This window comes from Formosa sejongensis (assembly GCF_033447105.1).
Lineage (GTDB): Bacteria > Bacteroidota > Bacteroidia > Flavobacteriales > Flavobacteriaceae > Formosa.
Map to the genome: position 1 here is coordinate 116,859 of NZ_JAWQUN010000001.1, position 25,981 is coordinate 142,839.

General features: G+C 33.9%; 27 protein-coding genes. 13 read left to right on the plus strand and 14 right to left on the minus strand.

The genetic code is table 11. From position 1 onward, the window contains the following. The first annotated feature begins 8 nt into the window (after positions 1 to 8). From R6X41_RS00415 to aat, 3 genes are all read left to right on the plus strand, one after another. Positions 9 to 881 (plus strand): flavin reductase family protein, encoded by an 873-nt coding sequence (locus R6X41_RS00415; protein ID WP_318496684.1) that lies wholly within the window; start codon positions 9 to 11, stop codon positions 879 to 881. A gap of 45 nt (positions 882 to 926) precedes the next feature. Next, entirely contained in the window at positions 927 to 1,301 is a 375-nt protein-coding gene (locus tag R6X41_RS00420; RefSeq protein ID WP_318496685.1) for a DUF3127 domain-containing protein, read from the plus strand. Between the two features lie 103 nt (positions 1,302 to 1,404). Further along, positions 1,405 to 2,028, plus strand: coding sequence for a leucyl/phenylalanyl-tRNA--protein transferase (gene aat / locus R6X41_RS00425; protein WP_318496686.1), 624 nt, complete (start codon positions 1,405 to 1,407; stop codon positions 2,026 to 2,028). A gap of 7 nt (positions 2,029 to 2,035) precedes the next feature. Here aat and R6X41_RS00430 read toward each other — a convergent pair whose 3' ends face one another. After that, entirely contained in the window at positions 2,036 to 2,599 is a 564-nt protein-coding gene (locus tag R6X41_RS00430) for a DNA-3-methyladenine glycosylase I (protein ID WP_318496687.1), read from the minus strand. A 98-nt stretch (positions 2,600 to 2,697) separates the two neighbouring features. On the opposite strand from R6X41_RS00430, the gene R6X41_RS00435 reads away from it, so the two are divergent. Further along, a complete protein-coding gene (locus R6X41_RS00435) occupies positions 2,698 to 3,318 on the plus strand; it encodes a thioredoxin family protein (RefSeq protein WP_318496688.1) in 621 nt (206 codons plus the stop codon). Here the strand turns inward: R6X41_RS00435 and R6X41_RS00440 are convergent. The 6 genes from R6X41_RS00440 to R6X41_RS00465 all read right to left on the minus strand — a co-directional run bounded on the left by R6X41_RS00440 (position 3,315) and on the right by R6X41_RS00465 (position 7,505). Next, the gene (locus R6X41_RS00440) at positions 3,315 to 4,100 is read right to left on the minus strand and encodes a hypothetical protein (RefSeq protein WP_318496689.1); all 786 of its coding nucleotides are present in this window, start codon (positions 4,098 to 4,100) and stop codon (positions 3,315 to 3,317) included. The two genes, R6X41_RS00435 and R6X41_RS00440, sit on opposite strands and share 4 nt — an antisense overlap. A 52-nt stretch (positions 4,101 to 4,152) precedes the next feature. Next, positions 4,153 to 4,845: a tRNA pseudouridine(55) synthase TruB gene (gene truB / locus R6X41_RS00445; RefSeq protein ID WP_318496690.1), complete on the minus strand. Its 693-nt coding sequence runs from the start codon at positions 4,843 to 4,845 to the stop codon at positions 4,153 to 4,155. 1 nt (position 4,846) lies between these two features. After that, positions 4,847 to 5,641: an undecaprenyl-diphosphate phosphatase gene (locus R6X41_RS00450; RefSeq protein ID WP_318496691.1), complete on the minus strand. Its 795-nt coding sequence runs from the start codon at positions 5,639 to 5,641 to the stop codon at positions 4,847 to 4,849. Next, positions 5,641 to 5,895 (minus strand): DUF3098 domain-containing protein, encoded by a 255-nt coding sequence (locus tag R6X41_RS00455; protein WP_318496692.1) that lies wholly within the window; start codon positions 5,893 to 5,895, stop codon positions 5,641 to 5,643. Before R6X41_RS00455 ends, R6X41_RS00450 begins: the two co-directional genes overlap by 1 nt. A gap of 82 nt (positions 5,896 to 5,977) precedes the next feature. After that, a complete protein-coding gene (locus R6X41_RS00460; RefSeq protein ID WP_318496693.1) occupies positions 5,978 to 6,622 on the minus strand; it encodes a hypothetical protein in 645 nt (214 codons plus the stop codon). A gap of 4 nt (positions 6,623 to 6,626) precedes the next feature. After that, a complete protein-coding gene (locus R6X41_RS00465) occupies positions 6,627 to 7,505 on the minus strand; it encodes a cell division protein FtsX (protein ID WP_318496694.1) in 879 nt (292 codons plus the stop codon). A gap of 126 nt (positions 7,506 to 7,631) precedes the next feature. Here R6X41_RS00465 and R6X41_RS00470 point away from each other — a divergent pair, with 126 nt between their 5' ends. The 3 genes from R6X41_RS00470 (at position 7,632) to R6X41_RS00480 (ending at position 13,198) form a co-directional block, all read left to right on the plus strand. Beyond that, positions 7,632 to 11,144: a DUF559 domain-containing protein gene (locus tag R6X41_RS00470; RefSeq protein WP_318496695.1), complete on the plus strand. Its 3,513-nt coding sequence runs from the start codon at positions 7,632 to 7,634 to the stop codon at positions 11,142 to 11,144. Between the two features lie 176 nt (positions 11,145 to 11,320). Then, entirely contained in the window at positions 11,321 to 12,421 is a 1,101-nt protein-coding gene (ald, locus tag R6X41_RS00475) for an alanine dehydrogenase (RefSeq protein WP_318496696.1), read from the plus strand. 81 nt (positions 12,422 to 12,502) lie between these two features. Then, entirely contained in the window at positions 12,503 to 13,198 is a 696-nt protein-coding gene (locus R6X41_RS00480; protein ID WP_318496697.1) for a zinc metallopeptidase, read from the plus strand. Positions 13,199 to 13,409: 211 nt separating this feature from the next. Here the strand turns inward: R6X41_RS00480 and R6X41_RS00485 are convergent, their stop codons facing one another. The 3 genes from R6X41_RS00485 to R6X41_RS00495 all read right to left on the minus strand — a co-directional run bounded on the left by R6X41_RS00485 (position 13,410) and on the right by R6X41_RS00495 (position 16,016). Then, a complete protein-coding gene (locus R6X41_RS00485) occupies positions 13,410 to 14,018 on the minus strand; it encodes a superoxide dismutase family protein (RefSeq protein ID WP_318496698.1) in 609 nt (202 codons plus the stop codon). Between the two features lie 98 nt (positions 14,019 to 14,116). Continuing rightward, complete coding sequence (locus R6X41_RS00490; protein WP_318496699.1) at positions 14,117 to 14,587, minus strand: Lrp/AsnC ligand binding domain-containing protein; 471 nt, start codon at positions 14,585 to 14,587, stop codon at positions 14,117 to 14,119. A gap of 64 nt (positions 14,588 to 14,651) precedes the next feature. Continuing rightward, positions 14,652 to 16,016, minus strand: a complete 1,365-nt coding sequence (locus R6X41_RS00495; RefSeq protein WP_318496700.1) for a saccharopine dehydrogenase family protein — start codon at positions 16,014 to 16,016, stop codon at positions 14,652 to 14,654. 99 nt (positions 16,017 to 16,115) lie between these two features. Between R6X41_RS00495 and R6X41_RS00500 the strand changes: the two genes are divergently transcribed. Both R6X41_RS00500 and pckA read left to right on the plus strand, forming a co-directional pair. Further along, entirely contained in the window at positions 16,116 to 16,511 is a 396-nt protein-coding gene (locus tag R6X41_RS00500; protein ID WP_318496701.1) for a DUF423 domain-containing protein, read from the plus strand. A gap of 101 nt (positions 16,512 to 16,612) precedes the next feature. Beyond that, entirely contained in the window at positions 16,613 to 18,229 is a 1,617-nt protein-coding gene (pckA, locus tag R6X41_RS00505) for a phosphoenolpyruvate carboxykinase (ATP) (protein ID WP_318496702.1), read from the plus strand. Positions 18,230 to 18,313: 84 nt separating this feature from the next. Here the strand turns inward: pckA and R6X41_RS00510 are convergent, their stop codons facing one another. Together R6X41_RS00510 and R6X41_RS00515 are read right to left on the minus strand one after the other, a co-directional pair. Continuing rightward, positions 18,314 to 19,063, minus strand: coding sequence for a uroporphyrinogen-III synthase (locus R6X41_RS00510; protein ID WP_318496703.1), 750 nt, complete (start codon positions 19,061 to 19,063; stop codon positions 18,314 to 18,316). A gap of 24 nt (positions 19,064 to 19,087) precedes the next feature. Next, positions 19,088 to 19,735 (minus strand): DUF4271 domain-containing protein, encoded by a 648-nt coding sequence (locus tag R6X41_RS00515; RefSeq protein ID WP_318496704.1) that lies wholly within the window; start codon positions 19,733 to 19,735, stop codon positions 19,088 to 19,090. Positions 19,736 to 19,843: 108 nt separating this feature from the next. Here R6X41_RS00515 and R6X41_RS00520 point away from each other — a divergent pair, with 108 nt between their 5' ends. The 3 genes from R6X41_RS00520 to R6X41_RS00530 are packed head-to-tail and all read left to right on the plus strand — an operon-like array spanning position 19,844 to position 22,393. After that, positions 19,844 to 20,560, plus strand: coding sequence for a polyprenol monophosphomannose synthase (locus R6X41_RS00520; protein ID WP_318496705.1), 717 nt, complete (start codon positions 19,844 to 19,846; stop codon positions 20,558 to 20,560). Positions 20,561 to 20,573: 13 nt separating this feature from the next. Then, entirely contained in the window at positions 20,574 to 21,920 is a 1,347-nt protein-coding gene (locus R6X41_RS00525) for a dihydroorotase (RefSeq protein WP_318496706.1), read from the plus strand. Continuing rightward, positions 21,917 to 22,393 (plus strand): DUF4296 domain-containing protein, encoded by a 477-nt coding sequence (locus R6X41_RS00530; RefSeq protein ID WP_318496707.1) that lies wholly within the window; start codon positions 21,917 to 21,919, stop codon positions 22,391 to 22,393. Before R6X41_RS00525 ends, R6X41_RS00530 begins: the two co-directional genes overlap by 4 nt. On the opposite strand, the gene R6X41_RS00535 is transcribed toward R6X41_RS00530, so the two are convergent. Next, entirely contained in the window at positions 22,390 to 23,397 is a 1,008-nt protein-coding gene (locus R6X41_RS00535; RefSeq protein ID WP_318496708.1) for an NAD-dependent epimerase/dehydratase family protein, read from the minus strand. The genes R6X41_RS00530 and R6X41_RS00535 overlap by 4 nt on opposite strands. 85 nt (positions 23,398 to 23,482) lie before the next feature. On the opposite strand from R6X41_RS00535, the gene tyrS reads away from it, so the two are divergent. After that, positions 23,483 to 24,787, plus strand: coding sequence for a tyrosine--tRNA ligase (gene tyrS / locus R6X41_RS00540; RefSeq protein WP_318496709.1), 1,305 nt, complete (start codon positions 23,483 to 23,485; stop codon positions 24,785 to 24,787). 179 nt (positions 24,788 to 24,966) lie between these two features. Here tyrS and R6X41_RS00545 read toward each other — a convergent pair whose 3' ends face one another. Continuing rightward, a complete protein-coding gene (locus R6X41_RS00545; RefSeq protein ID WP_318496710.1) occupies positions 24,967 to 25,947 on the minus strand; it encodes a LuxE/PaaK family acyltransferase in 981 nt (326 codons plus the stop codon). Positions 25,948 to 25,981: the final 34 nt, after the last annotated feature.

The following is a 25,981-nucleotide window of genomic DNA, read 5'->3' on the forward strand; positions in this document are numbered from 1 at the left end:
TTCACATAATGATTTCATTCGAGCCTAAAGATCTAACAACAGGTGAATTATATGGGTATTTGGTAAGCGCAGTCGCTCCAAGGCCTATCGCTTTTGCTAGTACTATAGATGCCGATGGAAATCAGAATTTAGCACCTTTTAGTTTTTTTAATGTATTTAGCGCAAATCCGCCAATTTTAGTATTTTCGCCAGTTAGACGTGGACGTGATAATTCTGTTAAACATACGTTGTTAAATGTAGAATCTACAAAAGAGGTTGTAATTAATGTTGTAAATTACGACTTAGTTTATCAGATGTCTTTAAGTAGTACAGAATATGCGAAAGATGTAAATGAGTTTGATAAAGCAGGTTTAACAATGTTAAAATCTGATATTGTAAAACCATGTCGTGTAGGTGAAGCTCCTGTTCAATTTGAATGTAAAGTGAACGAGATTGTAGCATTAGGAGATCAAGGTGGTGCTGGAAATTTGGTGATTTGTGAAGTTGTTAAAATACATTTAGCAGCAGAAATTTTGAATGCAGATAAAACGATAAATCAGGAACGATTAGATTTGGTTTCTCGTGCTGGAGAAGATTATTATACGCGTGCCAAAATGGGATTTTTTAAAATACCAAAACCTTCGTCGAAGTTAGGAATTGGTGTAGATAATTTGCCTGAAGCGGTTAAGAATAGTATGATTTTAACTGGAAATGATTTAGGTATGTTGGGTAATATTGAAGCTTTACCATCGTTAGAAGATGTACATGCTTTTATTGTTGAGCAAGGCGAACGTTACCCGAGTATAAAAAATGTAAATACATTAAGAGAAAAGCATAAATTAGCGCATAAATTTTTAAGCTACGGAGACGTAGACAGTGCTTGGAAAGTGTTATTGACTTAAGAGATTAAAAAATAAGAGAGTTTTTATAATAGAAAATTAAATGTAATGGAAGTACAAGGAAAAGTAAAAATGGTAAGTGAAACCCAAACTTTTGGGAGTAATGGATTTAGAAAAAGAGAGTTAGTTGTAACAACAGAAGAGCAGTATCCTCAACATATATTAGTAGAGTTTGTTCAAGATAAAACAGATTTACTAAACAATTTCAGTGTAGGACAAAACGTAAAAGTGAGTATTAATTTAAGAGGTAGAGATTGGGTTAATCCACAAGGAGAAACCAAGTATTTTAACTCAATTCAAGGTTGGAGAATTGAAGCCGTACAAGATGCAGCTTCAGGAGCAGTTCCTCAAGGACCACCTGCAGACGCTTTCGAACCAGCGTCTAGCTTAAATGAAGACGATCACGATGATTTACCTTTCTAGTAAGGGTATACTATGACTAATTCAAAGTGTGATTAACCTCAATATCTTACGATGTTGGGGTTTTTTTTATTAGGGTGTTGATTCTTTTTTATAAATTAGGAGTATGAAATTTTTAAAATCTAAAATAGAATTTCCAGATATTAAGGAAGCGACTAGCGAGGGCATTATTGCCGTCGGCGGCGACTTGTCTACAGATCGGTTATTGCTGGCTTATAAACGAGGTATTTTTCCTTGGTTTGAGGACGATAATTCTATTTTATGGTGGTCGCCAGATCCTCGTTTTGTTTTGTATCCGGAAGAACTAAGAATTTCTAAAAGTATGAGACAAGTACTTCGCAATTGTAATTTTACAGTTACTATAAATCAAGCTTTTCCTGAAGTTATAAAGGCTTGCGCCGAAATTAAACGCAATGGTCAAAGCGGTACTTGGATTACCAAAAATATGACTGAATCCTATATAGAACTTCACAAAATGGGTTTTGCAAAATCTGTAGAGGTTTGGGAAAACGATACGTTAGTTGGCGGGTTTTATGGTTTGGATTTAGGAAACGATGTGTTTTGTGGAGAAAGTATGTTCTCTAAAGTAAGTAACGCCAGTAAAGCGGCATTTATCACCTTCGTACAAAATACCAATTATAAAGTTATAGACTGTCAGGTTCATACATATCATTTGGAAAGTCTTGGAGGAAGAGACATTCCAAGAGATACATATTTACAATATCTGTAATCCGATTTTAAACTTCCTTATATCGGAAACAATTTACTTCATGGTCGTTAACCATTCCAGTTGCCTGCATGTGTGCATATATTACTGTTGATCCCACAAATTTAAATCCGCGTTTTTTTAAGTCTTTACTAATCGCATCACTCAAAGGTGTATTCGCTGGTGCTTCTTTATAATTCTGAACTTTGTTTTTTATTGGATTACCATCTACAAAGTTCCAGATATAGGTACTAAAACTTCCAAATTGGTCTTGAATTTTAAGGAAGGATTGCGCATTACTTACCGTTGCTTTTATTTTAAGTTTATTTCTAACAATGCCTGCATCTTGGGCTAAAGCATCAAGTTTAGATTGCGGATAATTAGCAATTTTTTTATAGTCGAAATGATCTAAAGCAGCTCTGAAATTTTCTCTTTTTTTAAGAATTGTAATCCAACTTAAGCCAGCTTGGAAGGTTTCAAGAATTAAAAACTCAAATAATGTCGCATCATCTTTTACTGGTACACCCCATTCTAAGTCGTGGTACGCTTCATATAAATCGTCGTTTTTACACCAACCACATCTGTGTTTTTCCATTTTGTAAGGTTTAAAATTTAAAACTACTAATGTAACAACAGTTACCAAAAAAAATACATTTAAGGATTAAATTTGTCAGGTAATTAATAAAAAATCTCATGGAAGTAACGCGCAGTATAGTTAAGAACGAAATCATTCAAAAGAGTTTAGAGAATGCAATGTCTTATCAAGATTTTAGAGTTTTAGTTAAAGAGTTATCTAAAACTGGAGGTACAACAGGGCACAATCAAACCGAAGATTTGGTAGGATATACAAAAGTGAACGAAAGCAGAATGAAGCGTTGGGATAAAACACTTAAAATAACTGAAGTTGCTACAGAAGCTATTCAAAATTTTAAAGGTGATGTAACATGGTTGGTAATTGCTGAAAGCTGGTGTGGAGATGCTGCGCATGTGATGCCAGTAATTAATAAAGTTTCAGAATTGAATGAAAATATCGACTTTAAAGTCGTGCTTCGTGATGCCAATGAGGTCTTAATGAATATGTTTTTAACTAACGGCGGGAAATCAATTCCGAAATTAATTATGATAGATAATACGACTGGAGACGTTGTAAATACATTTGGACCAAGACCGACAGTGGCAACAAAATTTGTTGCAGATTATAAAGCAGAACACGGTGTATTAACTCCTGAATTTAAAGAGTCTTTACAAACGTGGTATAACTTAGATAAAGGGCAGAATACAATTACAGATTTAATAGCATTATTAGAAGCTTAATCTTTGCCATCAAAATAAAATGTAATAGAACCTAATTGGGAGGATTTCGATGCATCTGAACTAAAACGTGCTTTTTTGGCGTACTCTAGGGCACTGCCAATTAAGCACTCGTTTTTTGAAGTGGAAGAAGTGTTTACACGCGTATCTACAACGTCTCCAGCAGCACTTACAGTAATATTAATTACGATTTTTCCACTAGCTTCACACAAATAAATGGGTATTGGTAAATATTTATGGGTTCTGTCTACAAGAGAATAATGCACGCTACTATTTTTATTAGTGGATGCATTCATAGCCATTGTACTACTAGAATTATTTCCGTTAGAAGCGTTTGATTTACTCTTTTTTTGAGTGCTTGCTTTTAAAATACTATTTACACTATTGAAGGATGATAATTCGTCGGCATCTGAATTGCTTTCTTCAGAATCTGAATTTGTATCTTCTAGTTCCTCTTCTGCTTCTGTAATGTCTTCGGTTTGTGTTAATCTAGAATTCTCGTAATCTTTTGGAGGTGCAATAGGGTTATATGCTTTAGCAAAACGTTTGTTGTCTTGTGTTTCGTTAAATGCTTGATTTGTTTCGGTTTTTGCTTGTTTGGATTCTTCGGTAAGCTGTTTTTGTTCTAATTCCTTTGCGGTTTCTCGCTCAGGTTCCATTTCGTAGAAGGTTTCAGTAATTAAAGAAGCGTGTTGTGTGAGATGCATGTTAAACACCGTAAGCAAAACTATTCCTGCAATTAGTGCAGTTATTAAAGCGGCTTTATGTGTATCTATTAATTTCAAGAAAAGTAGGTATTGGGTGTAATCAAAACTAATATACGTATTTCCTGAAGTTTTAGCCGTTTAATTCAGCTATAAACTGTTCAGGACTTAAGGCGTCGTTTATATTGAAATCTCCAATTTTTGTGCGTCTTAGTGCCGATAAATGAGCCCCTGAATGTAATGCTTTTCCGAAGTCGTTTGCTAAAGAGCGAATGTAAGTTCCTTTGCTGCAAACCACTCTAAATTCTACTTTATTTTCAGAAATATTCGTTATCTCGAATTCTGCTATATGAATCGTTCTAGGTTTAATTTCGACTGTCTCACCAGCTCTTGCAAACTCATATAGACGTTTGCCGTCTTTTTTAATTGCAGAAAACACGGGTGGATATTGTTCAATGTCTCCAATAAATTGTTTTGTGGCTTCATGTATTAATTCATCAGTAATATGTGCTGTAGGAAAGGTTTCATTAATTTCAGTTTCTAAATCGAAAGACGGCGTTGTGCCTCCTAAAACAATGGTTCCCGTATATTCCTTTATCTGACCTTGAAACGTATCGATTTGCTTGGTCATTTTACCAGTGCAAATCACTAAAAGTCCAGTTGCTAAAGGATCTAAAGTTCCTGCATGTCCAACTTTAATTTTTTTAATGTCGAAAGTACGACGGATTTCCCAACGCAGTTTGTTTACGGCCTGAAAAGAGGTCCAATGTAAAGGTTTGTCAATTAATAAAACTTGACCGTCTAAGTAATCGTCTACTGTTTTCATATTAATAAAGAAGGGAATAGCCGATAGCGATGAAACCAACAATAGCACAATAGTAGGCAAAATATGATAATTTACTTTTCTTAACCAAAGCAATCATCCAAGTACAAGCGAAAAGTCCGCAAACAAATGCCGCAATAAATCCTGCAGAAAGAGCCGTAATATTTGTACTTTCTATATTTAATTCACCACCTAAAATATCTTTAGCAATTTTTCCAAAAATTAAAGGCACCACCATTAAAAATGAAAAACGTGCCGCTTTAGTCTTGTCGTTTCCAAGTAAAACCGATGTGGATATTGTAGCTCCAGATCTTGAAATACCTGGTAACATAGCAATAGCTTGCGAAATACCAATGATAAAAGCATCTTTAAAAGTTACCGGTTTTCCTGTGCTTTTAGCTTTGTCTGCAAGAAAAAGTAATATGGCTGTAACGAGTAACATGGCGCCTACTAAAAGTAAATTTCCACCAAAAAGAGATTCTAATTGTTCTTCGAAAAATAACCCTATAATAACAGCAGGAATCATAGAAAGAGCAATTTTAGAAATGAATTGCAAATCGTCGTTCCATTCAAATTTTAAGGCACCTTTTATAAGACTTAAAATATCTTTTCTAAAAATAACCATGGTGCTTAAAGCCGTTGCAAAATGAAGTACAACTGTAAATAATAAACTTTCTTCGGGTACAGAATGATCGCCTAAAATTGCTTTTCCGATTTCTAAATGTCCGCTAGAGGATACTGGTAAAAACTCAGTAAGACCTTGAATAATACCAAGGATAATTGCATCTATAGTTTCCATTATTTCTTATTCGGATTTAAAAGAATAGCATAAATCTGAAATCCGAATCCGATTAAAATTAGTGTTGGTGCTAATCGTATTCTTCTGAAACTAAAAATATCTGGACTAAAAACATTTGGGTCGTCGCTACCACCACCGGACATTAAAATGAAACCTAGCGCAATAATGCCAAGTCCGATAAGCATAAATTTATAGTTTTTCTTTCCGAAGATAAATTCACCTTTTTCAAGATTTTTTTGTTTTTGTTCTCCCATGTGTATTTTAATAATGCATTGGCTTTAAAAGCACTGCAAATTAACGGTTTTATTTAAAAAGAATCCTTAAAGCAAACTTAAATTACTCGAATTCTATAGAGTTTATAATCTTGTATAAGGCCGCTTTTTCTTCTCCATTGGTGTATGATAATATAAAAGACAAACTAAAGCCATGACGTACAATACAAAAGAATTCTTGTTCTACATTATGTCTGCCATAACTCGCTTTGGCTCTTAATATATCAAAAGTATCACCATCAATAATTTTTGTATCGAAGCCTTCTTCAAATTCATATTGTGCGGGGGTTTGCTTTAATAATTCTTTAGAATTAAATAAATAATCACGACCACGCATAATTTCAGGGTTTCCTGCAATATTTTCGGCGATAACACTTAAAGACGCATTATAGTCTTGTGTTGATTTTAAAGGATGTCTGAAAATGGAAAATAAATAAGCTGTGTTAATTTGTGAAGCCTTCAAAATAGAACCCATTTTTGTGTTTTCTCTTGCTAAATACTTTTCACCTGTATCTGTAATGGCTTTTATATCGTGCTTTGATTGCAAAGACCAATCTGAAGGGTATTCAAACGTTAATCCAAAATAAGGATTGATATATACGTTGTCTTTAGTTTCACCAAAATCAAAATCTTCAGGTAAATTTTTAACTTCTTTTTTACAGCTAATTACACATAAAATAAGGAGTGCTAAGCACATTGATTTCATCATAGTATTAATAATATAATTGATCAGTTTTTAAATTTAAGAAACGTTGAGTGGCTATAAAAGTACTGATCCACGTAATTAAAATTCCTAAAATAAAAATGGTTAAAAATAAACCTCCTACTAGAATTGGGTTGTTTAATAATTGTAAATCTGGGAATGTTTCATTTAAATAATAGAACACGATAGCCATGCCAATTAATGCTAAAATAGCACCAATAATACCAAGTTTTACACTTTTCCAAACAAAAGGTTTTCTAATAAAATGCTTAGTAGCACCAACCATTTGCATGGTTTTTATTGTGAATCGTTTTGAGTAAACCGAAAGTCTAATCGAACTATTAATTAACAGTACAGCAATTAAAGTAAAAACACCGCTCACCACTAAAATCCAGAAACTTATGCGTTTAACGTTGTCGTTCATTAAGTTTACCAAATCGTTATCGTATCTCACTTCGTCCACAAATGTTTTTGCTAGTGCTTCATCAGAAATAATTTTTAATTGTTCCGAGGTTACAAAATCTGCTTTTAAATGCACATCGATAGAATTTTGCAATGGATTATACCCTAAGAAATTCATGAAATCTTCACCGTTTTCAGCTTTCATAAATTCTGCCGCTTGTTCTTTAGAAACATACTCGGTAGTTTTTACGTAATCTGACATCGATAAGCTTTTTTCAAGCTGTTTCGTTTCAACCTCTTTAGCTGTATCTTTTAAGTAAATGGTAACGACTACTTGCTCTTTAAAATGGTCGGCAACTTTTTTTGTGTTTAACACGAGCATGCCCAGTAAACCAAGTAAAAATAAGACTAAAGCAATACTCAACACCACAGAAAAATAAGACGATATTAATCGGCGTTTTTGATAATTTTCAAAAGATGAGCTCATAGTTAAGGTGAATTTGTCTGTAAAAATATAAAAGAAATCTATTTCATTAAGGATAACAACGTTTAAACTTTCAACATTGTTATAATAACCTTAAATTTGCGCCTTTATTAAGCGGAATACGACATCATGAAATATAATTTCAACGACATAGAAGCCAAATGGCAACACTATTGGGCAGAACACAAAACGTTTCAAGCCAAAAATCAATCTGAAAAACCTAAATATTACATTCTCGATATGTTTCCTTATCCTTCTGGAGCTGGATTACACGTTGGGCATCCGTTAGGATATATTGCTTCAGATATTTATGCGCGCTACAAACGCCATAAAGGATTTAACGTTTTGCATCCGCAAGGATACGATAGTTTTGGTTTACCGGCAGAGCAATATGCGATTCAGACAGGGCAGCATCCTGCGATTACTACCGAAACCAATATCGCAACCTATCGTCGTCAGTTAGATCAAATTGGATTTTCTTTCGATTGGTCTCGCGAAGTCCGTACGTCGAATCCGGAATATTATAAATGGACACAATGGATTTTTGTGCAATTGTTCAATTCTTGGTTTAATAACGATTCAGGGAAGGCTGAAGATATTTCAACTTTAGAAGCTATTTTTTCTGCTGAAGGAAACGCAACGGTAAACGCGGTTTGCGATGATAATATCGAACCTTTTACTGCAGAAGCATGGAATTCATTTTCGTCTGAACAAAAACAAGATATTTTATTACAATATAGATTAACATATTTAGCTGAAACAGAAGTGAACTGGTGTCCTGCATTAGGAACGGTTTTAGCAAACGACGAGATTGTAAACGGCGTGTCTGAACGTGGCGGACACCCTGTAGTGCGTAAAAAAATGACACAATGGAGTATGCGAATTTCTGCCTATGCAGAACGTTTGCTTCAAGGTTTAAATACAATTGATTGGACAGACTCTTTGAAGGAAAGTCAGCGTAACTGGATAGGGAAATCTGTTGGAGCAAGTGTAACGTTCCCCATCCTATCCTTCCCCAAAGGGGAAGAGACAGCAGGTTCTGATATACGTGCTGGTTATATGACTGGAGGGAATAATTCTCATTTATTAATTGAACGCGCTAAAGAAATGCGTGCGAATCCTACTTCTGCAGAATCTGCTTTGTGGCAATGTTTAAAAGGGAAAAAATTAGAATCTAAATTCAGACAACAGCATTTAATAGAAGATTTTATTGTTGATTTTGTTTGTTTGTCTAAAAAGTTGGTGATAGAAGCCGATGGTGAAATTCATAATTCACAGTTAGAGGCGGATGCTGAAAGAACTTTGGTTTTAGAATCTAAAGGATATAAAGTTTTACGATTTAGAAACAATGAGATTCTTAGAGATATAGAAAATGTTCTAGAAAAAATTCAAAATGAGCTTTCTCAAAGAGAATCACATTCGAGTGAGCAAGCTACCCCTTCGGGGGCTGGGGGGATCTCTGTCTTTACCACACGCCCTGACACTATTTTTGGAGTAAGTTTCATGACCTTAGCGCCAGAACACGAATTAGTAGCTAAAATTGTAACCGCAGACCAAAAAGATGCTGTAGACGCGTATATTGAAAAAACAGCTAAACGTAGTGAACGCGAACGTATGGCCGATGTAAAAACCATTTCGGGTGTATTTACAGGAGCATATGCCGAGCATCCATTTACAAAAGAACCTGTTGCCATTTGGATTGGAGATTACGTATTGGCAAGCTATGGAACAGGTGCTGTTATGGCGGTTCCTTGTGGTGACCAACGTGATTACGATTTCGCTAAGCATTTTGATATTGAAATTCCAAATATTTTTGAAGGTGTTGATATTTCTGAAGCAGCTTTTGCTGAAAAAGGAAATACGAAACTTGCGAATAGTGATTTCTTAAACGGCTTGTCTTATAAAGAAGCGTCGCCAAAAGCCATTGAAGCATTGGAAGCTCTCGGACAAGGTGAAGGAAAAACAAATTACCGTTTACGGGATGCCGTTTTTAGTCGTCAGCGGTATTGGGGAGAGCCATTTCCTGTATATTATGTGAATGGAAAACCACAAATGATTGCAACTGAGCATTTACCAATCCGTTTGCCAGAAGTAGAAAAATATTTACCAACAGAAACTGGAGAGCCGCCTTTAGGTCGTGCCGATGTTTGGGCTTGGGACCGCCTCAAGGCGGAAGTAGTCTCAAACGATTTAATCGATAATGAGAATGTTTTTCCTTTAGAATTGAACACGATGCCAGGTTGGGCGGGAAGCTCTTGGTATTTCTTCCGTTATATGGAAGAGGCTTCAAAACGAGGCGATGTATTTGCAAGTGAAGATGCGCTTAACTATTGGGAAAGCGTAGATTTATATATTGGTGGTAGCGAGCATGCTACTGGTCACTTATTATATTCTCGATTCTGGGTGAAATTTTTAAAAGATCGCGGATTTGTTAATATTGAAGAGCCTTTCAAAAAGCTAATCAATCAAGGGATGATTTTGGGTACTAGTGCTTTTGCTTATAACGTATTGCCTTTCTTTTATATCAAAAAGTTAGAAGTTAGAACATTTGTTCCAAATGGATTAATTCCAAATTTCTACGTAAGTTCAAAATATAGTGATTCGGGAAAATTTGAAGAGTCTGTAGCTCATGTAGTTGTAGAAAAATCTTTTGATTCATTAATTAAATTTTTAATAAAAGATTTTCCTGAAAGAAAGGAGTTATTTGAAAACTTGAGTGTTGAAGATGTTACTCTTTTTACTAGTCAGATAAATCCAAAGCACATAAATGTTAAATATGTTGACTCTTCAGATATATTAGATATTGAGTCATTGAAAACAGATGGTGAATTTGGTAGGGACTATGAAAATGCAATTTTTATTGGAGAAAAAGGAGGAGTAATTGAAGGTGATAATGATGTTTACAAAGTAGGTCGCGAGGTTGAAAAAATGTCAAAATCTAAATACAACGTCGTTAATCCAGACCAAATTTGTGTTGATTATGGTGCAGACAGTTTAAGATTGTACGAAATGTTCTTAGGGCCTTTAGAACAAGCTAAACCTTGGAATACAGCAGGAATTACTGGCGTACATGGTTTTCTTAAAAAATTATGGAAATTATATATTGGTGAAGCTGCTGTAAATGTTACCGATGCAGAACCAACAAAAGACAATTTAAAAACACTTCATAAAACGATTAAGAAGGTAGAAGAAGATATCGAGAATTTCTCATTCAATACTTCAGTATCTACTTTTATGATTGCTGTAAATGAATTCAACGCTCAGAAATGTGTGAGTAAAGCAGTGCTAGAACCATTCTTGGTTTTATTATCACCATATGCGCCACACGTTGCAGAACATCTATATGCTTGTATTTATTTTAACAAGTTAATAAAAGTAGAAGAGCTACCAAAAGATTACAAAGGGATTTCTGAAACACCTTTCCCAATATTCGACGGGAGTCATTTAGTGGAAAGCAGTAAAGTGTACCCAATTTCTTTTAACGGAAAAACACGTTTCACATTAGAGTTATCTTTAGATTTAGGTAAAGACGAAATCGAAAAAATAGTAATGGCTAACGAAAAAACACAAGAGCAATTACAAGGGCGTACACCTAAAAAAGTAATTGTCGTGCCTGGAAAGATTATCAATATTGTAGGATAGTCTAAATTTGGGTTTTCGAATTCAGAAATTTTCAATACATTTTTTTAGAAATATATATAATCACCTCTATAATAATAGGGGTGATTTTGGTATGTGTAATAATTTGATATTCAGTACTATTAATTTGTAGAAGTATCAGAAAATAGCCAAATTTATAACACAAAAAATCTGTAATTATGAAAATAGGCATTCCAAAGGAAATTAAGAATAACGAAAATCGGGTAGGTATGACACCGGCTGGAGTTTTCGAATTAGTTAATCAAGGTCATACCGTTTATGTGCAATCTACAGCAGGAGATGGTAGTGGGTTTTTCGACGATGTGTATCAAGAAGTAGGTGCTGTCATTTTAGAAACCATAGAAGCTGTTTATATATCCAGCGAAATGATTGTAAAAGTAAAGGAGCCTATCCAAGAAGAATATGCCTTAATTCAGCCACAACAGATTGTATTTACGTATTTCCATTTTGCATCAAGCGAAGCATTAACTCTGGCGATGCTTAAAAGTAATGCAGTTTGTATTGCTTACGAAACCGTAGAAGACGACGATGGGACGTTACCATTATTAACGCCAATGTCTGAAGTTGCGGGACGTATGTCAATACAACAAGGCGCTAAATATTTAGAAAAACCCATTAAAGGACGTGGTATTTTGTTAGGTGGAGTTCCTGGAGTTTCGCCAGGGAAAGTATTAATTTTAGGTGCAGGTGTTGTTGGTGTTCAGGCAGCTAAAATGGCTTCAGGCTTAGGTGCCCATGTTACGATTATGGATGTTAATATGAAACGATTACGATATGTAAACGATATTATGCCAAGCCATGTGGTTACAGAATATTCTAGTGTGTATAATATTAGAAAACACATTCAAACTCACGATTTAATTATTGGTGGTGTCTTACTAAAAGGAGGAAAAGCGCCTAAATTAATCACCCGAGATATGTTGAAATTAATGAGACCAGGGACTGTTTTAGTCGATGTTGCAGTAGATCAAGGCGGATGTATGGAAACCACAAAAGCCACAACTCACGAAGATCCTACTTTTATTATAGACGATATTGTACATTATTGTGTGGCTAATATGCCCGGAGCTGTGCCTTACACATCTACTTTGGCATTAACAAACGTAACTCTACCGTTTGTATTGAAATTAGCTAACAAAGGTTGGGCGCAAGCCTGTGCGGAAGATGCAGCATTACAAAAAGGATTGAATATCGTTGGAGGCGAGATTGTGTATAGCGAAATTAATGATGCTTTTGGTTGGGGAACAAAATACGCCTAACAACTGACAAAATTTCTTAATCAGATTTTGGCTCATTATTTGATATATTATAGTAAATTTAATCTTTCAAAATTTAAAAGAATGTTTACATATTATATACTTATTGGTGTTATTGCTTTAGTAAGCTGGTTGGTTAGCAACAAGCTTAAGTCTAAATTTAAGACCTATTCTAAAGTTCATTTACGTAATGGAATGACTGGGAAAGAAATTGCTGAAAAAATGTTAGCAGACAATGGTATTCGTGATGTTAAAGTGGTGTCTACACCAGGACATTTATCAGATCATTACGATCCAAGAACCAAAACCGTAAATTTAAGTGAACCGGTATATTCTGAAGCTAATGCAGCAGCGGCAGCAGTTGCGGCTCACGAATGCGGTCACGCAGTACAACATGCACAAGCGTATAGTTGGTTAACTATGCGTTCTCAATTGGTACCTATTGTTAGTATATCGTCTAAAATGTCGCAATGGTTAGTTATTGGTGGTTTAATTTTAGGAGCAGCATCTGGTGCAGGAATGGGATTCTGGGTATCTATTGTAGGTTTAATTATGATGGGTATGGCGACTATCTTTAGTTTTATAACATTACCTGTAGAATACGATGCGAGTAATCGTGCTTTAGCTTGGTTGAAAAATAAAAACATGTTAGCGCCAAATGAATATGATGGAGCTGAAGATGCTTTAAAATGGGCAGCACGTACGTATTTAGTTGCTGCTATAGGTGCATTAGCGTCATTATTATATTGGGCTATGCAGATTTTAGGAAATAGAAATTAAATTAAATTATTAGAATAGTAAAGGGGTCAGATTTTTTTAAATCTGACCCCTTTTTATTTTGTATTATTAGTGTCTTTGTATTATCCATTTTGACTTTTATTAAAAGACTCAAAATAGAAACGTAAAGTTTTTTAAGAGACTTGTAAAGAGAAAGGTAGAATCGTGTCTAGATACTTGTATTTCTTAAAACGAAGCACTCTTTATTCTTCATCTATTTAATAGCACCACAAGCGATGCGTTTTCCTGCGTCACCAGTTGGTTGTGTTGTAAAGTCGTCTTTACCTTCATGTATAATAATTCCTCGACCTGTAATGATTCTGGTTGTATCTTGAGAAGTTATAGCCCATTCATCTGTTTCAAAAGTAACAGTAGCATTTCCATTTTCATCTGATGTGAAATTACCAATGTCTCCACGGTGATATCCTTGAACATCTCCCCATTTACCATGTTTAGAGTTTGTAGGATTCCAGTGTCCTCCAGATGACTTCGCATCATGAGCAGAACAGTCTGCTGTTTCATGTAAATGAATGGCGTGTACCGTATTTGGTTTTAAACCATGAAGTTCTCCTAGCATATTCACAGAGTTATCAACTTCTGTAAAAACAATCGTTCCTGATACTTTACTGTCGCTTTTTGCTTCCATAACAACCTTGATTTGAATCGTATTGTCCATGTCTTCACTATCTGCATTATCAATAACGCTTTCTTTATTTGGGGTATGTGTTGGATCTGACATTGGATTGCTTTCCTTCTTTTTATTATCGCAAGATACAAGACCTACTAGGCATATTGCAATTAAGAATGTTTTGTAAGTTTTCATAGTGTTGATTTTTAATTATTTACGGTGAAATTATAAAATCAATACTATAGAAATTGATGGAAACACATCTAAGATTAACTCATATCATAGTTAATAGATTATATCGGAATCTGACGATCGATTTGTTGTTGGAGGGAAATGAATGTTTCTGTCCTAGAAACTCCTGAAATAGATTGAATGTCTTTGTTTAGTAATTGCATTAAATGTTCGTTATCACGGCATAATATTTTAATAAAAATACTCCAGTTTCCTGTGGTATAATGACATTCTATAACTTCTGGGATTTTTTTTAATTGTTTAACAGCCTCAGGGTTACTCATGGCCTTATCTAAATATATTCCAATAAACGCCATGGTTGTATATCCTAATATTTTCGGATTTATAGTGAATTTAGAACCAGATATTAATCCCGATTTCTCTAATTTTCGCAACCGCTGATGTATGGCTGCACCCGAAATACCAACACCTCTGGCAATCTCTAAAATAGGAGTTCTCGCATCATGCATTAAAGCACGAAGAATTTCCTTGTCGATACCGTCAATTTCAATATTCTGATTTGTAGCTTTCATATCCCGTTTATTCTAAATTAGAATATAAAAGTAGCTAAAGAGTTTTAAACTGAAACTATTTATGTTAAAGAATTAATGGATTGTAACCTAAATATGGAACTTCCTTTTCTGTGAATTTAATATCGAAGCTCTCAAGCTCTTTTAAAATAGGTGTATAAACTTCTTTCGTAATTGGTCTTTGGACGCCTGGTGTCGTGATTTTTTTATTCAGGATAGCTAATGTTGCAATCGCAACTGGTAATCCTACTGTTTTTGCCATGGCGGTGTAGGTTTGGTTTTCACCTTTAGTAACCATAGTCGAATCTATTTGATGGTTCTTTCCGTTTAATTCATATCCAAATTTATGATACATCACAATCATGTCTTTGTCTTTTTCTGCTAACGTCCAACTTTCCATTAAAATGTGTTCAAGAATCTGAGCTGGAGTTGCTTTTTGAAGGTTGATCTTTTTATTCGGATTGAAAATATCTAATTCTAAAAATTTATTCCAAACCACATCATCTTGATCAATTTTTAATTGATGTCTAAATTTTAACTCCACAGAATCTGACGGACTATATGGTAAAAAAGCATTTACAAAATCACGATAACTCAAATGCTCGCTATCTTCCATAATATAACTATCGTCTGTCATACCCAGTTGGACAAAAATATTCCAAGCACGACTAAAACCAACACGTCTTATGGTACCTCGATACAACGTTTTAACAGTATCTAACCCATAAACGCTTTGGTACTTTAAAGAATCGCGATTAGCATACGCCTCAAATCGACCATAACCGTCGACTTCTAAAAATTCTGTACGCCTAAATAAACGGTTATAGGGAATGTATTTATAAGTGTTTTCCTGAACAAATTTAGCAACTCCGCCTTGGCCAGCAATAACTACGTTTCTAGGGTTCCATGTAAACTTGTAGTTCCATAGGTTGGTATCGTTTTCCGGAGCCACTAAACCGCCTGTAAATGATTCAAAAAGGATCATGTTTCCGCCTTTAGAACGAATGCGATCTATTACCTGCATGGCACTCATATGGTCAATGCCAGGGTCTACACCAATTTCGTTCATAAAAACCAAGTTTTTTTTTGTAACTAACTCATTTAGAGCTTGCATGTCGTCACTAATGTAAGATGCTGTTACTAAATTTTTGTCAAAATTTAAGCAATCTTTGGCGACTTCAATGTGGAATCTAGCAGGAAGCATTGATATAATAATATCTGCGTTTTTTATGGCTTTTTTACGTGTAGTGTCATCAAAAATGTCGAACTTTATAGTAGTCGCATTAGGATGGTTTTTAATTAGTTTTTTAGCATGTTCTAAAGCTATGTCAGCAATAGTAATATGCAACTTTTCGGTTTCAGATTTATCTAATAAATACCAAATTAAATAAGAAGTCGATTTTCCGGAGCCTATGACTAGAATGTTTCGCATAATAATCTGAGTTAACTAGTTTAACAATGTAACTTAAAATGGTGTGTTTTTATAAATGTACTAAAATGAAAGTGTGAAATCTTCGAAAATTAATTTTATATGGATAAAAAAATAGTAATTACTGGTGGTGTTTTAGGTTTATTAAGTGTAGTTGTTGGTGCTTTTGCAGCACACGGATTGAAATCTTTAATCTCGTTAGAATCTATTCAAACATTCGAAACAGGCGTGAGATACCAAATGTATCATGCATTGCTTTTATTATTTGTTGGCGGAACAACTTTAATTCCGAAAGCAAAAAAAGCATTAATTTTTTATTTTGTTGTAGGTGGTGTTATTCTGTTTTCTGGATCCATATATGGTTTGGCGACAAATGTACTAACAGGATTCGATTTTAAGGCAATTGGCTTTATAACGCCTGTTGGAGGGTTGCTAATGATAATAGGCTGGATAATTATGATATTATCATTTTTTAATTTAAATAGTAATAATAATTAAATAAATTGAATATAATTGAAGTCTAAAATAGCAAATATTGAATTTTATTGTCTATTTTTTGAAATAAATTTTTGATATTTGTACAGTAAAACAACATTATCATGATGAACAACATTCAAATTACGAAAACGATTTCGTTGGAATCTTACGGAATTAAAAATGCGAAAGTAAAGTATCAACTATCTTCAGATGAATTGCAGGATCTGACTATTGAAAAAGGTCAGGGTGTAGAGGCTTCTTCGGGAGCATTAGCAGTAAATACTGGAGAATTTACGGGACGGTCTCCAAAAGATCGTTTTATTGTTAAAGACGATATTACTAAAGATAAGGTGTGGTGGGGAGACGTAAATATTCCTATAGAATCTAAAACGTTTGATGCTTTGTACGACAAGGTCACAGATTATTTGTCTAATAAAGAAGTTTTTGTAAGAGATAGTTATGCGTGTGCAGATCCTAATTACAAAATGAATATTCGCGTGATAAACGAGCATCCTTGGGCAAATATGTTTGCGCATAACATGTTTTTAAGACCTACTGAAGATGAATTGAAAGATTTTAATGCAGAGTGGACTATAGTAAATGCGCCAGGATTTATGGCAGACCCGAAAGTGGATGGTACGCGTCAGCATAATTTTGCAATATTAAATTTTACAAAAAAAATTGTATTAATAGGTGGAACGGGATATACAGGTGAAATTAAAAAAGGAATCTTCTCTGCTTTAAATTTTATTTTACCGGTATTTAAAAATACACTACCAATGCATTGTAGTGCGAATGTTGGAGAAAAAGGGGATACAGCTATTTTCTTCGGACTTTCTGGAACAGGAAAAACAACACTATCCGCAGATCCAAACCGTCGTTTAATAGGAGATGACGAACATGGTTGGACCAATGAAAATACCGTTTTTAATTTTGAAGGCGGATGTTATGCAAAAGTGATTAACTTATGTAAAGAAAATGAACCAGATATCTATAATGCAATTAAGCGCGGTTCTATCTTAGAAAATGTTGTATTAGATAAAGAAGGACATGTAGATTTTGCAGACACTTCTATCACTCAAAATACACGTGTTAGTTATCCTATAGATTTTATTAAAAATATACAAGTGCCATCTATAGGAGAAAATCCTAAAAATATATTTTTCTTAACAGCAGATGCTTTTGGAGTGATTCCGCCAATATCAAAATTAACACCAGCACAAGCTGCATATCATTTTATATCTGGTTACACTGCAAAAGTAGCAGGAACAGAAGCTGGAGTAAAAGAACCACAACCATCGTTCTCTGCTTGTTTTGGAGCGCCATTCATGCCGTTGCATCCTGCAAAATATGCAGAAATGTTAAGTAAGAAAATGAAAGACGCTGGTGTAAACGTTTGGCTTGTAAATACAGGATGGACCGGAGGTGCTTATGGTGTTGGTACACGAATGAAATTAAAATACACACGTGCTATGATTAATGCCGTTTTAAATGGAGATTTAGGATTATATAATCACCACGATTATCATATTCACTCTGTGTTTGGAGTCGCACAACCAAGAACGTGTCCAGGTGTTCCTACATCGGTATTAAGTCCGAGAGCAACTTGGAACAACGATGAAGCTTATTATACTACAGCATTTAAATTATCGAATGCATTTAGAATAAATTTCAAACAGTTTGAAAGCATAGCAAGCGAGGAAATTAGACGTGGAGGTCCACAACGTTACAATCCATAGAAGTCTAAAGTGCCAATTAGTATTAAACAAAAAAAAGGCGATTCAGTTTATGAATCGCCTTTCTTGTATATAATAGAAAATTATTTATTTTCCTTTATTCGTTTTATCTATATATTTATCTAAAGCCATAGTCATAGATGGTGTTTCTGGCGTTGGCGCAGAAATATCTACACGTAAGCCTTTTTCTTCAACAGCTTTAATAGTCGTGTTTCCAAAGACAGCAATTCGGGTTTCGTTTTGCTTAAACTCGGGGAAGTTATGGAATAATGAATCAATTCCAGAAGGACTAAAGAATACCAAAATATCATAAGATACGTTAGCTAAATCTGATAAATCACTAATTACAGTTTTGTAAAAAACAGCTTCCTTCCAGTTGATATTTAAACCGTTTAAAATTTCTGGAACTTCAGGTTTTAATTTATCTGAAGCAGGAAGTAAAAATTTCTCGTCTTTATATTTTTTAATTAAAGGCGTTAGCTCGGAAAATGTACGTTTACCAACATATATTTTTCGTTTTCTATAAACCACATATTTTTGAAGGTAATACGCAACAGCTTCAGACTGACAGAAATATTTCAATGAATCTGGAACTTTAAAACGCATTTCTTCAGCAACTCTAAAAAAATGATCTACTGCATTACGGCTCGTTAAAATAATAGCAGTGTAGTTATTAAGGTCTACTTTTTGCTGTCTAATTTCTTTCGCAGGAACCCCTTCAACATGTATAAAAGGGCGGAAATCAATTTTTACTTTTTGCTTTTCTTGAAGATCAAAATACGGGGAATTTTCTATTTTAGGTTCTGGTTGAGAGACTAAAATTGTTTTCACTTTCATAAGCACTTTTTATTAAGATGACCTCTAGTTTACCGTAACAAATTTGTACAAAATAACATAGGGTGCGATTTCGAGAGTGCAAAGATACAAAATAAAATAAAAAAGGTTCGATTTTATTAACTTTTGATAACGTTTTAATGATGTGCTCAAACTTATAGTTAAAAGAACCAATAATACCGATAAAACAACATATAAAATTGTTTTTGAAGGTGTTATGCTGTAAATTAAAATGGCATTTACTGGGATGAGTAACATACCAAAGAAATTTTTATAACTTGTTTTCTGAAAGATGTAATTATCAATAACATCATCTATATTAAACAGGCTTGCAATTAGCCGTTCGAAAAGCGCTTTTATAATTAAAAAAACACTTATACCTAGTATAAATTTAAGAATAATATCGGGATCTAATTTTACATCTGCAAGTAAGACTTTGTAACAGATACTGATAAAAATCGCTATGGAGATAATAAAGTTTGAAAAAAGTAACGCATCAAACTTGTCTAGAAATCTTTGTTCGCGAGAATAAATGTTTAAATATTTCGAGTTGGCTAAAATTGCAGAGAAATCGTTAAATCTAATCGTATATGCAATTTTAGCAATTGTAATACAAATCAATCCAACCATTATTAAAATGGTAAATATTTCGTTAGATGTAACTTCTCGAAGCATGGCCCAAAATTATTTAAAATAATAATAGCCACATTGAATTATTAAGGAATATTTAAAAAAAATAAATTGTGAAATAATGTACATTTGTAAACTTAATAGCAATTATAAGTGAGAGACTCTATAGTCATTATCCCTACATATAACGAGATTGAGAATATCGAAGCCATTATTAGGGCTGTGTTTTCACAAGAAAAGGACTTTGATGTTCTGGTTGTCGATGATAATTCGCCAGATTTAACCGCCTTAAAAGTTAAAGAATTACAAACGGAATTCCCAAAACGGTTGTTTATAGAAGTTAGGCAAGGTAAATCAGGTTTAGGAACAGCCTACATTCACGGATTTAAATGGTGTTTAAAACACGCATATCAATATATTTTCGAAATGGATGCGGATTTTTCTCATAATCCCAAGGATTTAGTGCATTTGTACGATGCATGTGCAAAAGATGGTGCAGATTTATCTATCGGATCGCGATATGTAAAAGGAGTAAATGTAGTAAATTGGCCAATGAGCCGGGTATTAATGTCGTACATGGCATCTAAATATGTGCGTGTTATTACAGGAATGAAAATTCACGATACAACAGCAGGATTTGTGTGTTATAAACGGGAAGTTTTAGAGACCATAAATTTAGATAAGATTAAGTTTGTAGGATATGCGTTTCAAATTGAAATGAAATTTAAAGCTTATATTAAAAAATTTATAATTAAAGAAGTTCCAGTTATTTTTACTGATAGAACTAAAGGAGAATCAAAATTAAGTTCAGGAATTATTTCGGAAGCCATTTTTGGAGTAATTTCAATGAAACTGAAAAGTATATTTTAAAGACAGCAATATTATGCAACCAAAACAAGTACTAATTAAGAACGCCAAGATTGTAAATGAAGGCAGCATTTTTGAAGGCGATATTTTAATTGAAGGCGAATTCATTAAAGAAATAGGCGATTCTATTAGCGCAAAATCTTCAGATGTACAGGTTTTTGATGCAGAAGGGAAATATGTATTACCTGGCGTAATAGACGATCAAGTCCATTTTAGAGAACCTGGTTTAACTGAAAAAGCTAATATTGAAACCGAATCTAGAGCTGCAATTGCTGGTGGTATCACCTCGTTTATAGAAATGCCAAATACGATTCCTCAAACTACAACTATCGAGAAATTAGAAGAGAAATTCGCTATCGCAGCAGAAACATCTTATGCTAATTATTCGTTTATGTTTGGAGGTACTAACGATAATTTAGATGAAGTTTTAAAAGTAGATGCTAAAAATGTAGCTGCTTTAAAACTCTTTTTGGGATCGTCTACAGGGAATATGTTAGTCGATAATCCGAAGGTTCTAGAAGAAATATTTTCGAAAGTAAAAATGTTAATCGCTGTACATTGTGAAGACGAAGAGACGATAAAAACTAATTTTGAAGCCTTTAAAGAAAAATACGGAGAAGATATTCCAATTAAGTATCATCCAGAAATACGTAGCGAAGAAGCTTGTTATTTATCATCTTCTAAAGCGATTGAATTGGCAAAGAAAACGGGTGCAAGATTACATGTATTTCACCTGTCTACAGGTAAGGAAACAAAATTATTTTCAAACAAAATTCCTTTAAAGGATAAGAAAATTACTGCCGAAGTTTGTATCCACCATTTATGGTTTACAGATGCCGATTACGAGAAAAAAGGAACGTTTATAAAATGGAATCCAGCAGTTAAAACTGAAAAAGATCGCGATCAACTTTGGGATGCACTTTTAGATGGTAGAATAGATGTTGTGGCTACAGATCATGCTCCACATACATTGGAAGAAAAACAAAACATTTATACTAAAGCACCTTCAGGAGGGCCTTTAGTGCAACATGCTTTACCTGCGATGTTAGAAATGCATCATCGAGGTAAAATTTCTATTGAAAAAGTAGTCGAAAAAATGTGTCATAATCCTGCTATTTTATTTCAAGTTGAAAAAAGAGGTTTTATAAAAGTTGGATATTTTGCCGATTTAGTTTTAGTCGATTTAAATAATCCTTGGACCGTAAAAAAAGAAAATATTTTATATAAATGTCAATGGTCTCCGTTTGAAGGAACTACTTTTAAATCACGAATTACTCACACGTTTTTAAATGGCGAATTGGTATATCAAAATTTCAAATTTAATGACGTTAAAGCAGCAAAACGTTTAACTTTTAATAGATGATGAAGCGTTTAGTTTTAGTAATAATAATAGTGTTTAGCGTCGCGTCTTGTCATCAAGTTAAGAAACCAGAAAAGCCTAAAGATCTGATTTCAAAAGATAAGATGGTTAAGGTTATTATTGATATGAGTCTGCTTACTGCAAGTAAAGGAATCGATAAAAACGCGCTGGAAAAGAACGGTGTTTCGTTACAATCTCTAATTTACGATAAGTATGGTATAGACAGTCTTATGCTCGCTGAAAGTAACGAGTATTATGCTTACAATATAGATGAATACGAAGCACTTTACGTAAAAGTGAATGATAGTTTAACGCAACTTAAGGAGCTATTTAATATAGAAAAAGAAGAAGCTGAAGCCCAAAAGAAAAAGCAAGACTCAATAGAAAATTCGTTGAAGCCTAAAATTAAAGACGATAGATTGAAAGTGTCAAAAAACTTAAAAACAGAAGGTTTGCCATTACCAAAAAATAATTAATTATCAGATTTAAATTGTTTTGAAATAGCATTTATACTGTCTTCTATAGGCATCCAATTGTAATGTAAAAGAGCTGTTATTTTATTAGCATTATAAGTCGATTTTGAATTGATAGTTTGTGCCATCTGTTTGCTTAAGATGCGTCTTTTTCCGGTAGTTTTATTACGCAACCAATCTAATCTCCAACCCAATTCTGCTTGCCAAGATTGCACTTCTTTTGTAGGAAGACTAACACCTAAATGAGTGGCAATAGTTTGTAAAAACTGTTTAAAACTCCAGTTTTCTGAGACTAAAATATAACGTTCATTTTTTACTTCGGAAGCCATTAAAGCTATCATTATGTTTATAACATCTTCAACAGCAACAAAACCAGTAACGCCGTTCGTGTAATATTTCAAGTTTTTGTAGACGCGTTTAAAGAAATTTCCGCTTCCATGGCTCCAGATACCACTTCCTAAAATAACACCTGGATTTACAATAACTGCATCCAAACCTTCTTGAGTACCTCTCCAAACTTCCATTTCTGCACCATATTTAGTAATAGCATATACGTTGTTGTCTCCTTCTGGATTCCAATATGTGTCTTCGGTAATTGGATCGTCGTTTAGCGTTTTTCCTAAAGTTGCAATAGTGCTTACATAACACAATTTCTTAATATTAAAAGCCAAACATAAATTTACAATATTGGCTGTGCCATGAGTGTTTGTCCGCTTTAAATCCGGGTATTTGTCAGGTTCAAAAGAGACTAAAGCAGCACTGTGATACACATGGGTAATATCCTTAAAAGCTTCCGTCAAATCAGGTATGTTTAGTAGGTCGGCCTTAATCCATTCAATACGATTAAAAAGGGCGTCTACTTCAGTTGTATAATAAGAAAAGACTTTTTTTACGATATCAAGTTTTTCTTCCGATCTGTAAATTGCTCTTATTTTATTGTTGTTGCTTGCTAATCTGTAAAGTAGATGCGAACCAACAAGTCCTGTGCCTCCTGTAACTAAAATCATAAAACTAAGGTAAAGAATTATTTAATATAGGGGTAATTATACTACGATTTTTATCTTTGCAGGAGATTATTAAAATTTAGAACTAATGACTGGAAATTTTGTTGAAGAATTAACTTGGAGAGGTCTGGTGCATGATATCATGCCAGGAACCGAAGATCAATTAAAGAAAGAAATGACAACAGCCTATATTGGCTTCGATCCTACTTCAGATTCTTTACATATTGGAAGTTTAGTTCCAATTATTATTTTGGTTCATTTAGAAAAAGCAGGTCACAAACCTATGGCTTTAGTAGGTGGAGCAACAGGAATGATTGGAGATCCTTCAGGGAAAAGTGACGAGCGTAATTTATTGGACGAAGTAGCCTTAGCAAAGAATGTTGCCGGAATTAAAAGTGTGTTATCTCGATTTTTAAATTTCGATTCAACAGCAGCAAATGCACCTGTATTGGTGAATAATTACGATTGGATGAAAGATTTTTCTTTTATCGATTTTGCTCGTGATGTTGGTAAACGTATTACCGTAAACTACATGATGGCTAAAGACTCGGTAAAAAAACGTTTTTCTGGAGAAGAAGGGAGTATCGGGATGTCGTTTACAGAGTTTACATACCAATTAATTCAAGGCTACGATTTTTACCACTTACATAAACACTACAACTGTGTGTTACAGATGGGAGGTAGCGACCAATGGGGAAATATTACTACCGGAACCGAGTTAGTAAGACGTATGAATCCTGGTGTAGAAGCTAAAGCTTATGCGATGACTTGTCCGTTAATTACAAAAGCCGATGGTACTAAGTTTGGTAAGACTGAAGGTGGAAATGTATGGTTAGATACCGATAAAACATCTGTATACAAATTCTACCAGTTTTGGTTAAACACGACTGATGAAGATGCTGAAAAATACATTAAGATCTTTACGTTTTTAGATAAAGCGACTGTTGAAGCTTTAATTACTGAACATAAAGAAACGCCACATTTAAGAATATTACAAAAACGATTAGCTGAAGAATTAACGACGTTTGTGCATTCTAAAGAAGAGTTTGAAAATGCCGAAAAAGCATCGAATATTTTATTTTCAAAATCGTTTAAAGCAGATATTAAAACCTTAGATGAAAAAACATTTTTAGATGTTTTTGAAGGTGTGCCAATGGCAGAAATTACTAAAGCAGAACTTGAAGATACAGATATGATTGCTGTACTTTCAGCAAAGACTAATTTCTTAGCATCTAATAGTGAAGCAAGACGTGCTTTAAAAGAAAATGCAGTTTCAATAAATAAAGAGAAGGTAAAAGAAGATTATAAATTAAGCGCAGACGATTTAATAAACGATAGCTATATCATTATTAATAAAGGAAAGCGTAATACTTATATTATAAAAGTGGTTTAAAAATAATGAAGCCGGATTATATTTAATCCGGCTTCAAAAAAACCAACTAACCATTAAAAACCAACCTCTCTTTGAATATTTCTAAAGAGTAGGAAGTACAAGGATAGTCGCTATTTAATTCGTTTACTTTCAGTATGTTCTGTGAAAAATATGTTAAATTTCATATCTTGAATAAGGCTTTATAGTGCCATTAAGTTACAGCCTCGAATATCAGAATTATCGAAACGTCCAATCACTTCAAAGGCATTTTTTCCAGTAATTTTCCCTAAATCTTGAGTCGCTATAAAAGAACAAGAATTTATATTCGCCAAATCTATAACATTAATACCACCTGTTTTTCCTTCAGTTTGAATAGTAAGTGCATCTTCGGGATCTCTAGTTAAAATCTTCATCCATGGCGGACAATTAAAAATACCATGACCTTTAGAATAGCCCTGACTTAATAATTCCGTCATGCCATATTCGCTATGGATTTCGTTTACACCAAATCCTGTTTTTAAAATGTCGTGCAGCTCTGCTCTAATAAGCTCTTTGCGTCTGCCTTTCATTCCTCCAGTTTCCATAATAATAGTGTGTTTTAATTGAAACTGATGGGCTTCAACCAAATCTAATAACGCAAAAGAAACACCTATTAAAAGAACCTTTTGTCCGCGTAAATCTAAATCGATTAATTTCGATTTCAATTCCGATAAATTATTTAAATAAAATCCGCTTTCAGTATGATTCGATTGGTTAATCATATCGTTAACCATGTATATTAGAGACGACCCATTGCGTTCTAGATAAGACGGCAACAATGCTAAAACAACATAATCTTTAATGTTTCCATAGGCTTCGGTAAAGCCTTTTCTAAAACTGTCTTCGTAAATAGAAACATCGGTTACCAAATGTTTACTGGTAATGCTTCCTGTGGTTCCGCTACTAGAAAATGTACATTGAATATTAGATTTAGAACTTAATATCTCTCGTGTTTTGAAAAATTCTATCGGTAAAAAAGGAATATCTTTGTAATGTTTAATATCGCTAGGATGTATGTAAAGTAAGTCGCAAAACGATCTATATGTGCGATTATTTTCAAACTGAAACTGAAATACTTTTAATGCTTGCGTATTAAATTGGTCTTCCGTTTTAATATTAAAAATAGCCTGAGTATCAATCATAGTTAAGATGTAAAAACAAGAGCAAAAATAGGTA

Bases quoted from the DNA above. Each gene is read 5' to 3' on its own strand.
- R6X41_RS00500 (WP_318496701.1), top strand. From the start codon at position 16,116: ATGGATAAAAAAATAGTAATTACTGGTGGTGTTTTAGGTTTATTAAGT.
- R6X41_RS00430 (WP_318496687.1), bottom strand. From the start codon at position 2,599: ATGGAAAAACACAGATGTGGTTGGTGTAAAAACGACGATTTATATGAA.
- tyrS (WP_318496709.1), top strand. From the start codon at position 23,483: ATGACTGGAAATTTTGTTGAAGAATTAACTTGGAGAGGTCTGGTGCAT.
- R6X41_RS00525 (WP_318496706.1), top strand. From the start codon at position 20,574: ATGCAACCAAAACAAGTACTAATTAAGAACGCCAAGATTGTAAATGAA.
- R6X41_RS00465 (WP_318496694.1), bottom strand. From the start codon at position 7,505: ATGAGCTCATCTTTTGAAAATTATCAAAAACGCCGATTAATATCGTCT.
- ald (WP_318496696.1), top strand. From the start codon at position 11,321: ATGAAAATAGGCATTCCAAAGGAAATTAAGAATAACGAAAATCGGGTA.
- R6X41_RS00480 (WP_318496697.1), top strand. From the start codon at position 12,503: ATGTTTACATATTATATACTTATTGGTGTTATTGCTTTAGTAAGCTGG.
- R6X41_RS00460 (WP_318496693.1), bottom strand. From the start codon at position 6,622: ATGATGAAATCAATGTGCTTAGCACTCCTTATTTTATGTGTAATTAGC.
- truB (WP_318496690.1), bottom strand. From the start codon at position 4,845: ATGAAAACAGTAGACGATTACTTAGACGGTCAAGTTTTATTAATTGAC.
- R6X41_RS00470 (WP_318496695.1), top strand. From the start codon at position 7,632: ATGAAATATAATTTCAACGACATAGAAGCCAAATGGCAACACTATTGG.
- R6X41_RS00420 (WP_318496685.1), top strand. From the start codon at position 927: ATGGAAGTACAAGGAAAAGTAAAAATGGTAAGTGAAACCCAAACTTTT.
- R6X41_RS00415 (WP_318496684.1), top strand. From the start codon at position 9: ATGATTTCATTCGAGCCTAAAGATCTAACAACAGGTGAATTATATGGG.
- R6X41_RS00485 (WP_318496698.1), bottom strand. From the start codon at position 14,018: ATGAAAACTTACAAAACATTCTTAATTGCAATATGCCTAGTAGGTCTT.
- R6X41_RS00545 (WP_318496710.1), bottom strand. From the start codon at position 25,947: ATGATTGATACTCAGGCTATTTTTAATATTAAAACGGAAGACCAATTT.
- R6X41_RS00490 (WP_318496699.1), bottom strand. From the start codon at position 14,587: ATGAAAGCTACAAATCAGAATATTGAAATTGACGGTATCGACAAGGAA.
- R6X41_RS00515 (WP_318496704.1), bottom strand. From the start codon at position 19,735: ATGCTTCGAGAAGTTACATCTAACGAAATATTTACCATTTTAATAATG.
- R6X41_RS00535 (WP_318496708.1), bottom strand. From the start codon at position 23,397: ATGATTTTAGTTACAGGAGGCACAGGACTTGTTGGTTCGCATCTACTT.
- R6X41_RS00530 (WP_318496707.1), top strand. From the start codon at position 21,917: ATGATGAAGCGTTTAGTTTTAGTAATAATAATAGTGTTTAGCGTCGCG.
- R6X41_RS00455 (WP_318496692.1), bottom strand. From the start codon at position 5,895: ATGGGAGAACAAAAACAAAAAAATCTTGAAAAAGGTGAATTTATCTTC.
- R6X41_RS00510 (WP_318496703.1), bottom strand. From the start codon at position 19,063: ATGAAAGTGAAAACAATTTTAGTCTCTCAACCAGAACCTAAAATAGAA.
- R6X41_RS00435 (WP_318496688.1), top strand. From the start codon at position 2,698: ATGGAAGTAACGCGCAGTATAGTTAAGAACGAAATCATTCAAAAGAGT.
- pckA (WP_318496702.1), top strand. From the start codon at position 16,613: ATGATGAACAACATTCAAATTACGAAAACGATTTCGTTGGAATCTTAC.
- aat (WP_318496686.1), top strand. From the start codon at position 1,405: ATGAAATTTTTAAAATCTAAAATAGAATTTCCAGATATTAAGGAAGCG.
- R6X41_RS00495 (WP_318496700.1), bottom strand. From the start codon at position 16,016: ATGCGAAACATTCTAGTCATAGGCTCCGGAAAATCGACTTCTTATTTA.
- R6X41_RS00450 (WP_318496691.1), bottom strand. From the start codon at position 5,641: ATGGAAACTATAGATGCAATTATCCTTGGTATTATTCAAGGTCTTACT.